The sequence below is a fragment of the Pseudomonas sp. RSB 5.4 genome (assembly GCF_037126175.1).
GTDB lineage: Bacteria > Pseudomonadota > Gammaproteobacteria > Pseudomonadales > Pseudomonadaceae > Aquipseudomonas > Aquipseudomonas fluorescens_H.
The window spans coordinates 4031101-4046446 of the sequence record NZ_CP146986.1 but is presented as its reverse complement, the minus strand read 5'-3'; the positions used below and the strand labels follow the sequence as shown (position 1 = coordinate 4046446).

The 15346-nt window shown below is 61.6% G+C and carries 11 protein-coding genes and 1 pseudogene; 9 read left to right on the top strand and 3 right to left on the bottom strand.

Going from position 1 to position 15346, the window contains the following annotated elements:
• Positions 1 to 6 precede the first annotated feature (6 nt).
• Together V9L13_RS18335 and V9L13_RS18330 are read left to right on the top strand one after the other, a co-directional pair.
• Positions 7 to 1875, top strand: coding sequence for a hypothetical protein (locus V9L13_RS18335; RefSeq protein WP_338800183.1), 1869 nt, complete (start codon positions 7 to 9; stop codon positions 1873 to 1875).
• 25 nt (positions 1876 to 1900) lie between these two features.
• Positions 1901 to 3145: a metallophosphoesterase gene (locus V9L13_RS18330; RefSeq protein ID WP_338800182.1), complete on the top strand. Its 1245-nt coding sequence runs from the start codon at positions 1901 to 1903 to the stop codon at positions 3143 to 3145.
• 122 nt (positions 3146 to 3267) lie between these two features.
• Here the strand turns inward: V9L13_RS18330 and gbcA are convergent, their stop codons facing one another.
• On the bottom strand, positions 3268 to 4563 hold the full coding sequence (gbcA, locus tag V9L13_RS18325) for a glycine-betaine demethylase subunit GbcA (RefSeq protein WP_122748161.1): 1296 nt from the start codon (positions 4561 to 4563) through the stop codon (positions 3268 to 3270).
• 280 nt (positions 4564 to 4843) lie between these two features.
• Here gbcA and gbcB point away from each other — a divergent pair, with 280 nt between their 5' ends.
• Both gbcB and V9L13_RS18315 read left to right on the top strand, forming a co-directional pair.
• The gene (gene gbcB / locus V9L13_RS18320) at positions 4844 to 5944 is read left to right on the top strand and encodes a glycine-betaine demethylase subunit GbcB (RefSeq protein ID WP_103484824.1); all 1101 of its coding nucleotides are present in this window, start codon (positions 4844 to 4846) and stop codon (positions 5942 to 5944) included.
• Between the two features lie 19 nt (positions 5945 to 5963).
• A pseudogene (locus V9L13_RS18315) lies at positions 5964 to 6053 on the top strand (metal ABC transporter ATP-binding protein); the annotation flags it as partial.
• A gap of 12 nt (positions 6054 to 6065) precedes the next feature.
• Here V9L13_RS18315 and V9L13_RS18310 read toward each other — a convergent pair.
• Both V9L13_RS18310 and V9L13_RS18305 read right to left on the bottom strand, forming a co-directional pair.
• Entirely contained in the window at positions 6066 to 6890 is an 825-nt protein-coding gene (locus tag V9L13_RS18310; RefSeq protein ID WP_338800181.1) for an NAD(P)-dependent oxidoreductase, read from the bottom strand.
• Positions 6891 to 7152: 262 nt separating this feature from the next.
• Positions 7153 to 8193, bottom strand: coding sequence for a low specificity L-threonine aldolase (locus V9L13_RS18305; protein WP_003228968.1), 1041 nt, complete (start codon positions 8191 to 8193; stop codon positions 7153 to 7155).
• Between the two features lie 126 nt (positions 8194 to 8319).
• Between V9L13_RS18305 and V9L13_RS18300 the strand changes: the two genes are divergently transcribed.
• The 5 genes from V9L13_RS18300 to V9L13_RS18280 all read left to right on the top strand — a co-directional run bounded on the left by V9L13_RS18300 (position 8320) and on the right by V9L13_RS18280 (position 15185).
• Complete coding sequence (locus V9L13_RS18300) at positions 8320 to 9030, top strand: TraX family protein (RefSeq protein WP_338800180.1); 711 nt, start codon at positions 8320 to 8322, stop codon at positions 9028 to 9030.
• Positions 9031 to 9302: 272 nt separating this feature from the next.
• Entirely contained in the window at positions 9303 to 10556 is a 1254-nt protein-coding gene (gene glyA / locus V9L13_RS18295; RefSeq protein WP_003228965.1) for a serine hydroxymethyltransferase, read from the top strand.
• 20 nt (positions 10557 to 10576) lie between these two features.
• The gene (locus V9L13_RS18290; RefSeq protein ID WP_003206307.1) at positions 10577 to 11827 is read left to right on the top strand and encodes a sarcosine oxidase subunit beta; all 1251 of its coding nucleotides are present in this window, start codon (positions 10577 to 10579) and stop codon (positions 11825 to 11827) included.
• Positions 11828 to 11841: 14 nt separating this feature from the next.
• Positions 11842 to 12171 (top strand): sarcosine oxidase subunit delta, encoded by a 330-nt coding sequence (locus tag V9L13_RS18285; protein WP_003228964.1) that lies wholly within the window; start codon positions 11842 to 11844, stop codon positions 12169 to 12171.
• Positions 12168 to 15185, top strand: coding sequence for a sarcosine oxidase subunit alpha (locus V9L13_RS18280; protein WP_338800179.1), 3018 nt, complete (start codon positions 12168 to 12170; stop codon positions 15183 to 15185). Before V9L13_RS18285 ends, V9L13_RS18280 begins: the two co-directional genes overlap by 4 nt.
• The last annotated feature ends 161 nt before the right edge of the window (positions 15186 to 15346 follow it).

Sequence of the window (15346 nt, the reverse complement as noted above, 5' to 3'; positions counted from 1 at the left end):
GATGACATGGATACCTGTATCCGCTGGTTTCAACGCTTCATCTGGATCGGCATTGCCATGAACATGGTGTTCGCCATCCCGGCGCTGTTTGCGCCGGGATTGCTGACATCGGTGGTCGGCCTGCCGCCGCAACTCTCCGACCCCTGGCTGGAAAACGCCGGGATGCTGCTGGTGGGCATCAGCGTGTTTTATATGCCGTCGGGTTTCAACGCGCCGCGCTACGTGGTGCATTCCTGGTTGTGCGTACTGACGCGGCTGATCGCCGTGGTGTTCTGGATTTACCTGATCAATACGAGCATTCAGGGTTCGGTGTTCGTGCCGATGCTGATGGGCGATCTGAGCTTCTTTCTGATCCTCGGCATTCTGCTGTACCTGGGCACCACGCCCGAGCACCGACCATGGGCGTTGCTCTGCGATGGCTGGCGCGAGTGGCGCGCGGCCTGGGCGCGGCAATGGCAGAGCCACGCCTTCAAGGTCGGCACCTTGATCGTGGTGGCGCTACTGGGTTTCATCGGTTACGAAACCTGGTACCAGATGCTGCGCGTGGTGCCGGAGCAGGAATACGCCTCCGACGAAGACCACTACAAATACGCCGCCATCGGCTTGGGCATCGAAGCGCGGATCCCGTATTACCTGTTCGCCGTGCTGCCGCAGATGTGCCCGGAAAAAATGCCCAAACCCGGCGGCTGGGAAGTGTTCGGCTTCCTCTATGAAAACGGCAAGGACCTGCCGATCGGCATGGCCAAGCGACAAATCGGTTACCCGACCGTAGAGCCGAACTGCGCGCTGTGCCACACCGGCTCCTACCGGGCCAATGCCAGCGACGTCGCGGTGAATGTGCCGAGCGCGCCGGCCAACACCCTGCAACTGCAAGCCTTCCAGTGGTACGCCTACGATTGCGCCAGCGATCCGAAATTCACCACCGACGCGGTGATGGCGGCGATCAACAGCAAGTTCCAGCTGGGCTTTTTCGAGAAGCTCTACAACCGCTACCTGATCATCCCGATGGCCAAGAGCGCGCTGCTCAAACAGAAACAGGCCTATGCCTGGCAGAAGTTGCGGCCCGCTCAGGGGCCGGGTCGCACCGACACCTTCAACCCGACGAAAATGGTGGTGTTCGGCTTCCCGGATGACTCGACCATCGGCACCGTCGACCTGCCGCAAGTGTGGAACCAGAAACCGCGGGAATCGATGTACCTGCACTGGGACGGCAATAACAACAAGATCCACGAACGCAACTACGCCGCCGCCATGGCCGTGGGCGCGACCCCGGAATCGGTGCTGCCGCCGAGCTTCAACCGGGTGACCAACTGGCTGCTCGGGCACAAGCCGCCGGCGTGGCCGTGGGCGCTGGATCAAGCGAAAGTCGCGCAGGGCAAACCGATCTGGGAAGCCAATTGCGCCGGTTGCCATGACTTCGGGCGTGCCGACACCGGGCAGGTCACCACCAACATCGATCAACTCGGCACCGATCCGCATCGGCTGGACTCGTTCACCACCGGTCTGGTGACGGCGTTCCACACCTTCAAGAAACCGCCGTTCGACTTCGGCGCCTATCGCAAGACCCAGAGCTACAGCAACACGCCGACCGACGGCATCTGGTTGCGCGCGCCGTATCTGCACAACGGTTCGGTACCGACCCTGTGGGATCTGCTGCAACCGCCGGAAAAACGTCCGGTGGTGTTCATCACCGGGTCCGACGTCTACGACCCGGTCAACGTCGGTTTCGTCACCAGCGGCGCCCAGGCCAAGGCCTCGGCGGACTTCAAATACGACACGCGGCTGGAGGGCAACCACAACACCGGTCACTTGTATGGCACGCAGCTTTCGGATGACGACAAGCGTGCGTTGATCGAATTCATGAAAACCCTGTGAGCCCTTACGGATAGAGGATTACGCCATGTCACTGGTCAGTCATTGGGAACACGAGTACGACAAGGTCAAACTGCGCCTTCACGGCTTGTTCACGCGCATGGAAATGGCCTGGATGAAGCTCATCAGCGAGCTGGAGCCGCAGGAGTTTCAGGCGATCATCAAGCTGTTGCAGCGCGGTCACGATCAGGCGCAATACGTGCTGAAAAACGGCGAGTTGCCGGGCGACGAACCGGCGGTGCCGTGGGAATTGTCCCATGGCCTGTCGATCCTGCGTATCGGCAACGCGATGCCGCTGCCGCAATCGTCGGATCAACTGCAAACCCGGGTGTTGAAGGACGGCAGCTTGTTGGGTTGTCGCAAGTGGGAACTGCTCGATCTGCTGTGGAGCGAGGCGCTGCTGAAGTGGATCGAAAACCTGCGTCACCACGCGACCTTCGGCACCGATCCGGCGGTGGTGCAGATGGAGCGCGACGTGACCCTGGCGATTGCCGGCGACTGGGGCACCGGCCCCTTTGACAGTCATGCGCCGGCGGTTTCAGTCGCCAACCAGATGCAACTGGCGCAAGCCGATTTCACCATCCATCTGGGTGACGTGTATTACGCCGGCAGCCACTCGCAGGAAGACGTCGACATGGCCGGTTGGCCGATGGGCAGCCACGGTTCCTTCACCCTTAATTCCAACCATGAGATGTACAGCGGCGCCCACGGCTATTTCAAGGAACTGGCCAAGCGCTTTCCGGGGCAGCAGGGCACCAGTTATTTCGCCTTGATCAATGACGATTGGCTGGTGGTCGGCCTCGATTCGGCCTACGCCTCGGATGCGATGAACCTGTACATGGATGGCACGCTGAATGAGCCGCAGATCGTCTGGATGAAAGGCCTGCCGAAACGCAAAAAAATCATGGTGCTCAGCCATCACCAGGGCTTCGACATTTCCGGGCACAACAAGACCGCGCTGTATCAACCGGTGTGCGATGCACTGGGGCGCGAGCCGGATTATTGGTATTGGGGGCATCTGCACAACGGCATCGTCTATGCGCAACAGGGCGGTTTGCATGCGCGCTGCGCCGGGCACGGGGCGATTCCGTACGGCAATGCCAGCGAGCTGGACGGGCATTCGCGGGTGTTGTGGTCGGAGACGCAGGATGCCAACGATCCGGCATATCCGCTGCGGGTGCTGAATGGCTACGCGAAAATCAGGCTGGTGGGGGAGGATATTTTCGAGGAGTTTATTGGGGAGGATGGCAGTGTGAGGTGGTCATCGAAGTGAGGCGGTGACCGGACCGGCCTCTTCGCGAGCAAGCTCGCTCCCACAGTGGTCGGCGGTGATAACAGAATTTGTGTACACCGCCAGTCCCTGTGGGAGCGAGCTTGCTCGCGAAGCTTTTGCTTTTAGCCTTGGACAGGCACCCCTTTAAGATACGGCGCCGGCTCGGCCCCAAGGTTGTTGAGCATCCGCTCGCTGTACCAATCCACGAAGTTGACCACGCCAAACTCATAGGTCTTCGAATACGGCCCAGGCTGGTAAGCGGTGGAGTTGATCCCGCGCTGGTTCTCTTCGGCCAGACGGCGGTCCTGATCGTTGGTCGCGTCCCACACCTGGCGCATGCGCTCGACGTCGTAATCCACGCCTTCGACCGCGTCCTTATGCACCAGCCATTTGGTGGTGACCATGGTTTCCTGGGCGCTGATCGGCCACACGGTGAAGACGATGATGTGGTCGCCCATGCAGTGGTTCCACGAGTGCGGCAGGTGCAGGATGCGCATCGAGCCGAGGTCGGGGTTCTTGATCCGGCCCATCAGTTTGGCGCAGCCCTGTTTGCCGTCCAGGGTCATCGACACGGTGCCCTTGAGCAGCGGCATGCGCACGATGCGGTTGCGCAGGCCGAAACTGGCGTGGGCGTAAGGGATCTTCTCGGCTTCCCACGCCGCGGCGGAGGCGGCGACGTGATCCTTGAATGCCTGATCGGCGCGCGGGTCGGTGACGTCGTCCCATTCCAGCAGGGTTTTCAGCAGTTCCGGGTGCGACGCGTTGCAGTGGTAGCATTCGCGGTTGTTTTCCAGCACCAGTTTCCAGTTGGCCTTTTCCATCAAGGTGGTGGTGATCGCCACCTTGGTGTTCTCCATGTCGTACGGTTCCATGTAGTGGTTCAGTGTCGACAGGAAGTCATCAATGGCCGGCGGATTCTCCGCCAGGCTGATGAAGATGTAGCCGCCGGCAGTCTTCACGTTCACCGGTTTGAGGCCGTACTGTTTCATGTCGAAGTCGGCGCCCATCTCGGTGCCGGCGAACAGCAGACGACCGTCCAGCTCATAGGTCCACTGGTGGTAGTGGCAGACCAGTTTGGCGACCTTGCCCTTGTCGCTGGTGCACAGGCGCGAGCCACGGTGGCGGCAAACGTTATGGAAAGCATGCACCACACCTTCAGCGCCACGAATGACGATGATCGGGTTCTTGCCGACCTGCAGGGTCAGGTAGTTGCCCTTGGCCGGGATCTCGCAGGTCATGCCAGCGATCAACCACTCTTTCTGGAAGATCTCCTGCATGTCGATATCGAACAGGCGCTCATCGCTGTAGAACGGTTGCGGCAGGGAAAAGGTGCGCTCGCGCTCTTGCAGCATCTGTGCGGTGGCCTTGCGTGCGGGTTCCAGCGGATCGCCCAGGCTGATTTTTGCGGTGACGTCCATCGATGTATTCCTCAAGGCCATCTGCGTGGCCGCGAAAGTGGCTGATCAGGGTTGCTACGCAAGGTGTAAAGAATCTGTTTGATGTGAGGCGAGTGTGGGGCCGGCGCTGGGCGGAACCTTATCCATGGGCGACATGGTGCAATCTGTTCCCGACGCGCAACCCCCGGTGGTTGGGGGCTGGTCGCGATAAGCATGCCGATGTCGCGGATAGGTAAACGGGCGGTCTGCGCTATACGCAGAATCGCCACATGAAGGCCGACAGTCGGCCGTGGAGAACAGCATGTCCAACAGCTTCCTGAATCCGGTCACCACCCAGACCTGGGCCAATGGCCGACACATCGTCCGTTGCGTCAAAGTCATCCAGGAAACCTGGGACGTGCGCACCTTCTGTTTCATGGCCGACCAGCCGATCCTGTTCTTCTTCAAGCCCGGACAGTTCGTGACCCTGGAGCTGGAAATCGACGGCCAGCCGATCATGCGTTCGTACACCATCTCCAGTTCGCCGTCGGTGCCGTACAGCTTCTCGGTGACGATCAAGCGCGTGCCGGGCGGCAAGGTCTCCAACTGGCTGCACGACACCCTGCATGAAGGCCAGGAGCTGGCGGTGCACGGCCCCGTCGGGCTGTTCAACGCCATCGACTTCCCGAGTCCGAAAGTGCTGTATCTCAGCGGCGGCGTGGGGATCACTCCGTGCATGTCGATGGCGCGCTGGTTCTACGACACCAACGCCAACGTCGACATGACCTTTATCCACAGCGCACGCTCGCCGAAAGACATCATTTATCACCGCGAACTGGAGCACATGGCGTCGCGGATCGACAACTTCAGCCTGCACCTGATCTGCGAGAAACACGGGCTGGGCGAGCCGTGGGCCGGCTATCGCGGCTACCTCAATCACAAGATGCTCGAACTGATGGTGCCGGACTTCCTCGAACGCGAAGTGTTCTGCTGCGGCCCGACGCCGTACATGACCGCGGTCAAGCGCTTGCTGGAAGCCGCCGGTTACGACATGTCGCGGTATCACGAGGAATCCTTCGGCGCCACACCACCCGAAGCCCGTGCCGACGCGGTGGAACAAGCCGAACAGGCGGCCGAGGCTCCGGAAATTGATGCGGCGGATCTGCATCAGGTCGAGTTCACCGCCTCCGGCAAGAGCATTCGCGTGGGCCCGGGCGAAACCGTGCACGCAGCCGCGGCCAAGCTTGGCCTGATGATCCCGAAAGCCTGCGGCATGGGGATCTGCGGCACGTGCAAGGTGCTCAAGCTCGGTGGCGAAGTGGAGATGGAGCACAACGGCGGGATAACCGAGGACGACGAGGCGGAAGGTTTCATCCTGTCGTGCTGCAGCGTGCCGAAGGGCGACGTGCGCATCGAGTTCTAAGGATCGATGCAAATCCCCTGTGGGAGCGGGCTTGCTCGCGAAAGCGTCGGATCAGTCGGCAAACGTGTTGAATGACACACCGCTTTCGCGAGCAAGCCCGCTCCCACAGGGGGATGTGTTTTCAATCGATGAACAGGTCGGGCATCAGTGTGGCGTCGCTGTCCGGCTCGAATCGGTATTGATCGAATTCGGTCACGCCGTTTTCTCGCAAAATCTCCTCATCAATCAACAGCCGACCGCTGATCTGCCGCCCGCTGCTGCTCAGGATCACATGCGCCGCATCCGCCATGATTGCTGGCGTGCGCGCATGCTTGAACGACTCTCTGTTGCCCAGCTGAAACTCGATCGCCGCCGTGGCAATCATGGTCTGCGGCCACAGCGAATTGACGCTGATCCCGTAATTGGCGAACTCCTCGCTCATGCCCACCGTCAGCATGCTCATGCCGTATTTGGTCACGGTGTAGGGGCTGTATTGGGCGAACCATTTGCTTGCCAGATTCAGCGGCGGCGACAGGTTGAGGATGTGGCCGGCGGATTTCTTCAAATAGGGCAGGGCGGCCTGGCTGCACAACAACACCGCGCGGGTGTTGATCTGGTGCATCAGGTCGAAACGCTTGAGTTCGATGTGTTGCACACCGGTGAGCTTGATCGCCCCGGCGTTATTGATCAGCGCATCGATGCCGCCGAAATGCTCGTTGGCCAGGGCCAGCGCACTGCTCACCGCCTCTTCATCACGCACATCGACTTGCAGCGCCAATGCCTTGCCGCCAGCGGCTTCGACTTCTGCAGCGACGCTGTGAATGGTGCCGGGCAATTTCGGATGAGCTTCGGCGCTCTTGGCCGCAATCACGATATTGGCCCCGTCCTTCGCGGCCCGCAGCGCAATCTCACGGCCGATGCCACGGCTGGCGCCGGTGATGAACAGGGTTTTGCCTTGTAGCGACATGCCGATGCTCCTGCTTGTTGTTATGTGAGCGGGGGGCTCGACAGACAATGTAGACCAAGCAGCTGGCGCGATAGGGGCGGCGAAGATGACTTGTGGTGAGGGGATTTATCCCCGATGGGTTGCGCAGCAGCCCCAAAACCTATGAACGCGATCTACCAGCAAGACCGCGTTTTCAGGATTTACGACTGCTGCGCAGCCGATCGGGGATAAATCCCCTCGCCACAGGGGATCAACTCGTTACAGGAGTTCATTTGCCAAGGAATCAGGCCGACATCACTTCGCGGATGTCACGAGCCAGTTCGCGTACGCGTTCTTCTTCGGTGTCCCACGAGCACATGAAGCGTGCGCCGCCCTTGCCGATGAAGGTGTAGAAACGCCAGTTCTTCGCGGTCAGCGCGGCGATGGCCGGTTCCGAGAGTTGCAGGAACACGCCGTTGGCCTGCACCGGGAACATCAGTTCCACGCCTGGAATGTCGCTGACCAGTTCGGCCAGCAATTGCGCGCAGTGGTTGGCGTGGCGGGCGTACTTGAGCCAGGCGTCGTTTTCGAGGATGCCGACCCACGGCGCTGACAGAAAACGCATTTTCGACGCCAGTTGCCCGGCCTGTTTGCAGCGGTAGTCGAAGTCTTCGGCCAGTTTGTGGTTGAAGAACAGAATCGCTTCACCCACGGCCATGCCGTTTTTCGTACCGCCGAAGCACAGCACGTCGACGCCGGCCTTCCAGGTCAGATCGGCCGGCGAGCAGCCGAGGAAGGCGCAGGCGTTGGAGAAACGCGCGCCGTCCATGTGCAGGTGCAGGCCCAGTTCCTTGCAGGTGGCGCTGATGGCGCGGACTTCTTCCGGGGTGTAGACGCTGCCGACTTCAGTGGCCTGAGTCAGGGTCACGACGCGCGGTTTCGGGTAGTGGATGTCCTGCCGCTTGAGCGCGACTTCGCGAATCGACTGCGGGGTGATCTTGCCGTTTTCGGTGCCGGCGATCAGCAGTTTCGAGCCGTTGGAGAAGAATTCCGGTGCGCCGCATTCGTCGGTTTCGACGTGGGCGGTTTCCGAGCAGATCACGCTGTGGTAACTCTGGCACAGCGACGACAGCGCCAGCGAGTTGGCGGCGGTGCCGTTGAAGGCGAAAAACACTTCGCAGTCGGTTTCGAACAATTTGCGGAAATAGTCCGAAGCGCGTGCGGTCCATTCATCGTCGCCATAAGCGCGCTGGTGGCCGTGGTTGGCCTGTTCCATGGCAGCCCAGGCTTCAGGGCAGATACCGGAGTAGTTGTCGCTGGCGAATTGTTGGCTCTTGTCGGTCATGGCCGGCTTCCGTGGTCGAGACTCTTGTGAAGGCTCGTGGTCAATGATGGTGCGCACTTTACCGAAGATCTTCCGGGGAGCACACGGGATGTCGCTGTCAGAAAATTACCAGTTTGTTGCCCGATTATGCACGTGACTAAACGCGACGGCGCGCTGGATTTGCTCAAGTGGCTGGCGCTGCTGAGCATGCTGCTCGATCACCTGCGATATGTCGGGATCAGCGCCGATTGGCTGTATGTGCCGGGGCGTCTGGCGTTCCCGTGGTTCTGTCTGGCGATGGCGGCGAACCTTGCCCGGACCGGTGCGCAGAAGACCGAGTGGCGCTATCTGGGCTGGTTGCTGCTGTTCAGCCTGATCAGCGAGATTCCCTACCGCTTGTACATTCCTGATCCCGACACCTTGAACGTGATGCCCACGCTGGCGCTCGGTTTGCTGGTGGCGCGAGGGTGGCAGGATCGAACCTTGCTATCGCGCCTGTTGGGCGTCGGTGCCTTGCTGCTGGCGGCGCTGTTTTCGCAGTGGCTGATGTTCGGCGTATTTGGCGTGTTGCTGCCGCTGGCGCTGCTGTGGGTGATCCGTCGCCCTTGGTACTTCGGCCTGCTGCCGGGGCTGGTGTGTCTGGCGGGGAATCAGTGGCAGGTGCTGTATGAGGCGGCGGAGTTTGGCAACTACGTGGCGGTGTTCGGCATCGCGGCATGCCTGATTGCGCCAATGCTCGGGCTGTTCTTGTTGCGACACTTCAGATCTATCCATCCGCTGCCCATGCGCCGTTGGGCGTACGCGCTCTATCCCCTGCATTTCCTCTTGCTGCTCGCCATTCGCACGGCCTGCACATAACCCCTGTGGGAGCGGGCTTGCTCGCGAAAGCGTTGTATCAGACGGCATAGATGTCGACTGACACACCGCTTTCGCGAGCAAGCCCGCTCCCACAAGGGATCTGCGTGGATTCATTCGGTCATTTCCCGCCATGTCGTAAACGCACCTTTGTGTGGCGTCCGTAGGCATCTGGGCTGTCTGCGCCGGCCATACCATCGCATCAAAGGGCACCGTCGCAAGCCGCGTGCCTGACCAAGACAAAATGGCGCACTGCCGCCGCTGGGAGAGACGCGATGTTCAGCAAGCAAGACCAGATCCAGGGTTATGACGATGCACTGCTGGCGGCGATGAATGCCGAGGAGCAGCGTCAGGAAGATCACATCGAGCTGATCGCGTCGGAAAACTACACCAGCAAACGCGTGATGGAAGCGCAAGGCAGCGGCCTGACCAACAAATACGCCGAAGGCTATCCGGGCAAGCGCTACTACGGCGGCTGCGAGCATGTGGATAAAGTCGAAGCGCTGGCCATCGAACGCGCCAAGCAGCTATTCGGCGCCGATTACGCCAACGTCCAGCCGCACTCCGGTTCCTCGGCCAACAGCGCTGTTTATCTAGCGCTGATCCAGCCGGGCGACACCATTCTGGGCATGAGCCTGGCCCACGGCGGCCACCTGACCCACGGCGCGAAAGTGTCGTCCTCGGGCAAGCTGTACAACGCGGTGCAGTACGGGATCAACACCGATACCGGGCTGATCGATTACGACGAAGTCGAGCGTCTGGCCGTCGAGTGCAAGCCGAAAATGATCGTTGCCGGTTTCTCCGCTTATTCGAAGACCCTGGATTTCCCGCGCTTCCGGCAGATCGCCGACAAGGTCGGTGCGCTGCTGTTCGTCGACATGGCCCACGTCGCCGGTCTGGTCGCTGCTGGCCTGTACCCGAACCCGCTGCCGTACGCCGACGTGGTCACCACCACCACGCACAAGACCCTGCGCGGTCCGCGTGGCGGGCTGATCCTGGCCAAGTCCAACGAAGAGATCGAGAAGAAGCTCAACGCCGCGGTATTCCCCGGCGCTCAGGGCGGCCCGCTGATGCACGTCATCGCCGGTAAAGCGGTGTGCTTCAAGGAAGCGCTGGAGCCAGGCTTCAAGGCCTATCAGCAGCAAGTGATCGACAACGCCAAGGCCATGGCCAGCGTGTTTATCAAACGTGGCTACGATGTAGTGTCCGGCGGTACCGACAACCACCTGTTCCTGGTCAGCCTGATCCGTCAGGGCCTGACCGGCAAGGATGCTGACGCCGCCCTTGGCCGTGCGCACATCACCGTCAACAAGAATGCCGTGCCGAACGACCCGCAATCGCCGTTCGTGACCTCGGGCCTGCGCATCGGCACCCCGGCCGTCACCACCCGCGGCTTCAAGGTCGCCCAGTGCGAAGTGCTGGCCGGCTGGATCTGCGACATCCTCGACAACCTCGGTGACGCCGACGTTGAAGCGAATGTGGCCAAGAACGTCGCGGCACTGTGCGCCGACTACCCGGTTTATCGCTGAGCGGTTTGGAGTAAATGACTATGCAACGCTATTCGGGCTTCGGCCTCTTCAAACACTCCCTCAGCCACCACGAAAACTGGCAGCGCATGTGGCGCACGCCGACGCCGAAGAAGGTCTACGACGTGGTCATCGTTGGCGGCGGCGGGCACGGTCTGGCGACTGCCTACTATCTGGCGAAAGAGCACGGCATCACCAACGTCGCCGTGGTCGAGAAGGGCTGGCTGGGCGGCGGCAACACTGCGCGCAACACCACCATCGTGCGTTCCAACTACCTGTGGGACGAGTCGGCGCACCTGTACGAGCACGCGATGAAATTGTGGGAAGGCCTGTCGCAGGACCTGAACTACAACGTGATGTTCTCCCAGCGTGGCGTCTACAACCTGTGCCACACCCTGCAGGACATCCGTGATTCCGAGCGCCGGGTCAGCGCCAACCGCCTCAACGGCGTTGACGGCGAACTGCTCAACGCCAAGCAAGTGGCGGACGAGATTCCGTACCTCGACTGCTCGAAAAACACCCGCTACCCGGTGATGGGCGCGACCGTTCAGCGTCGCGGCGGCGTCGCCCGTCACGATGCCGTGGCCTGGGGCTTTGCCCGCGCGGCGGATGCCCTCGGCGTGGACTTGATCCAGCAGACCGAAGTCATCGGTTTTCGCAAGGAAAACGGCGTGTGCATCGGCGTTGAAACCAACAAGGGCTTCATCGGCGCCAAGCGCGTCGGCGTGGTCACTGCCGGCAACTCCGGGCACATGGCCAAGCTCGCCGGTTTCCGTCTGCCGATCGAATCCCACCCGCTGCAAGCGCTGGTGTCCGAGCCGATCAAGCCAATTATTGACAGCGTGATCATGTCCAACGCCGTGCACGGTTACATCAGCCAGTCGGACAAGGGCGACCTGGTGATCGGCGCCGGTATCGACGGCTACAACGGCTACGGCCAGCGCGGTTCGTACCCGGTGATCGAGCACACCATCCAGGCCATCGTCGAGATGTTCCCGGTGCTGTCGCGGGTGCGCATGAACCGTCAGTGGGGCGGCATCGTCGACACCACACCGGACGCCTGCCCGATCATTTCGAAAACCCCGGTACCGAACATGTTCTTCAACTGCGGTTGGGGCACCGGTGGCTTCAAGGCGACTCCCGGCTCGGGCAACGTGTTTGCCGCCAGCCTCGCCAAGGGTGAAATGCACCCGTTGGCGGCACCGTTTTCCATCGACCGTTTCCACAACGGCGCACTCATCGACGAACACGGCGCTGCTGCCGTCGCCCACTAACAGGAGAAATCCCCATGTTGCATATCTTCTGTCCTCACTGCGGCGAACTGCGCTCCGAAGAGGAATTCCACGCATCCGGCCAGGCGCACATCCCGCGTCCGCTGGATCCGAACGCCTGCACCGATGAAGAGTGGGGCGACTACATGTTCTTCCGCGACAACCCGCGTGGTCTGCACCACGAACTGTGGGATCACGTCGCCGGTTGCCGCCAGTACTTCAACGTCACCCGCGACACCGTGACCTACGAGATTCTCGAAACCTACAAGATCGGCACCAAGCCGCAATTCACCGACAAGGCTGATACGGCGAAAACAGCCACGACGGCGCTGGGAGAGAAGGTATGAGCCAGACCAATCGCCTGTCCAACGGTGGACGGATCGACCGTAACAAAGTGCTGAGCTTCACCTTCAACGGTCAGAGCTACAAAGGCTTCGAGGGCGACTCGCTGGCCTCGGCACTGATCGCCAACGGCGTCGACATCATCGGCCGCAGCTTCAAGTATTCGCGTCCACGCGGAATCTTCGCCGCCGGTGCCGAAGAGCCGAACGCGGTGCTGCAGATCGGGGCCACCGAAGCCACGCAGATTCCCAACGTGCGCGCCACGCAACAGGCGCTGTACCAAGGCCTGGTCGCCACCAGCACCAACGGCTGGCCGAGCGTCAACAACGACATGATGGGCATTCTCGGCAAGGTCGGCGGCAAGCTGATGCCGCCGGGTTTCTACTACAAAACCTTCATGTACCCGCAATCGTTCTGGATGACGTACGAGAAGTACATTCGCAAGGCTGCCGGTTTGGGCCGTTCGCCGACCGAAGTCGATCCGGACACCTACGACTACATGAACCAGCACTGCGACGTGCTGATCGTCGGCGCCGGCCCGGCCGGGCTCGCCGCGGCCCTGGCGGCTGCGCGCAGCGGTGCGCGGGTGATCCTCGCCGATGAGCAGGAAGAGTTCGGCGGCAGCCTGCTCGATTCCCGCGAAAGCCTCGACGGCAAACCGGCGATCGAGTGGGTGGCCAGCGTCATTGCTGAACTGAAGAACACTCCGGACGTGCTGCTGTTGCCGCGCGCCACCGTTAACGGCTATCACGACCACAACTTCCTGACCATTCACGAACGCCTCACCGATCACCTTGGTGACCGTGCGCCAATCGGTCAGGTGCGTCAGCGCATCCACCGCGTCCGCGCCAAGCGTGTCGTGCTGGCGACCGGTGCCCACGAGCGTCCGCTGGTCTACGGCAACAACGACGTGCCGGGCAACATGCTTGCCGGTGCGGTCTCGACTTACGTGCGCCGTTACGGCGTGGCACCGGGCAAGAAGCTGGTGCTGAGCACCAACAACGATCACGCCTACCGCGTGGCGCTGGACTGGCTCGACGCCAGCCTGCAAGTGGTGGCCATCGCCGATGCGCGGAGCAATCCGCGGGGTGCGCTGGTGGAAGAAGCCCGCGCCAAAGGCATTCGTATCCTCACCGGCAGCGCCGTGATCGAGGCCCGTGGCAGCAAGCGCGTGACCGCTGCCCGCGTCGCTGCGATCGACGTCAAAGCCCACGCGGTGACCAGCCCGGGCGAATGGCTCGACTGCGACGTGATTGCCAGTTCCGGCGGTTACAGCCCGGTTGTGCACCTGGCTTCGCACCTCGGTGGCAAGCCGATCTGGCGTGAAGACATCCTCGGTTTCGTACCGGGCGAAGCACCGCAGAAGCGTGTGTGCGTCGGCGGCATCAACGGTGTTTACGGCCTCGGTGATTCGCTGGCCGATGGTTTCGAAGGGGGCGCTCGCGCTGCCAGTGAAGCCGGTTTCGGTGTGGTCGAAGGCACGCTGCCCAAGGCCCTGAGCCGTCTCGAAGAAGCAACGCTGGCGCTGTTCCAGGTGCCACATGAGAAGGGCACCGCGCGGGCGCCGAAGCAATTCGTCGACCTGCAGAACGACGTCACCGCCGCTGCCATCGAACTGGCGACCCGCGAAGGTTTCGAGTCGGTCGAGCACGTCAAACGCTACACCGCGCTGGGTTTCGGCACCGATCAGGGCAAGCTCGGCAACGTCAACGGTCTGGCCATCGCCGCCCGTTCGCTGAACGTGACCATCCCGCAGATGGGCACCACGATGTTCCGTCCCAACTACACGCCGGTAACGTTCGGCGCCGTAGCGGGTCGTCACTGTGGGCACATTTTCGAACCGGTGCGCTACACCGCGCTGCATGCCTGGCATGTGAAGAACGGCGCCGAGTTTGAAGACGTCGGCCAGTGGAAACGTCCATGGTACTTCCCGAAAAACGGTGAAGACATGCACGCCGCGGTGAAGCGCGAATGTAAAGCCGTGCGCGACAGCGTCGGCCTGCTCGACGCCTCGACCCTCGGCAAGATCGACATTCAAGGCCCGGATGCCCGCGAGTTCCTCAACCGCGTGTACACCAACGCCTGGACCAAGCTCGACGTGGGCAAGGCCCGTTACGGCCTGATGTGCAAAGAAGACGGCATGGTCTTCGACGACGGGGTAACGGCCTGCCTGGCCGACAACCATTTCGTCATGACCACCACCACGGGCGGCGCGGCTCGCGTGCTGCAATGGCTGGAGCTGTACCACCAGACCGAATGGCCGGAGATGAAGGTGTACTTCACTTCCGTCACCGACCACTGGGCGACCATGACCCTGTCCGGGCCGAACAGCCGCAAGCTGCTCAGCGCCGTGACCGACATTGATCTGAGCAACGAAGCCTTCCCGTTCATGACCTGGAAAGAAGGCCTGGTCGGCGGCGTGCCGGCGCGGGTGTTCCGCATCTCGTTCACCGGTGAGCTGTCGTACGAAGTCAACGTGCAGGCCGACTACGCGATGGGCGTGCTGGAGAAAATCGTCGAGGCCGGCAAGCAGTACAACCTGACGCCGTACGGCACTGAGACCATGCACGTTCTGCGCGCCGAGAAAGGTTTCATCATCGTCGGTCAGGACACCGACGGCTCGATGACTCCGGACGACCTGAACATGGGCTGGTGCGTCGGTCGTACCAAACCGTTCTCGTGGATCGGTCAGCGCGGCATGAACCGTGAAGACTGTGTGAAGGATCAGCGTAAGCAACTGGTGGGCCTGAAGCCGATCGATCCGAATGTCTGGCTGCCGGAAGGTGCGCAACTGGTGTTCAACACCAAGCAGGCGATCCCGATGACCATGGTCGGCCACGTGACCTCCAGCTACGCGCACAACTCCCTCGGTTATTCGTTTGCCATGGGCGTGGTCAAGGGCGGTCTCAAGCGCATGGGCGAGCGGGTGTTTGCACCGCTGGCCGATGGCAGCGTGATCGAGGCGGAGATTGTGTCTTCGGTGTTCTTCGATCCGAAGGGGGATCGGCAGAACATCTGATTGCTCGGGGGACGGTGGGGTGTCAGTGGGTGCGAGTCGTCTGATCGATTCGCGAGCAAGCCCGCTCCCACAGGTTCCGGGTCGTTAATGGAATTTGTGTCAGGCATCAGTCCCCTGTGGGAGCGAGCTTGCTCGCGAAGGCGGCAGTACAGCCACCACAA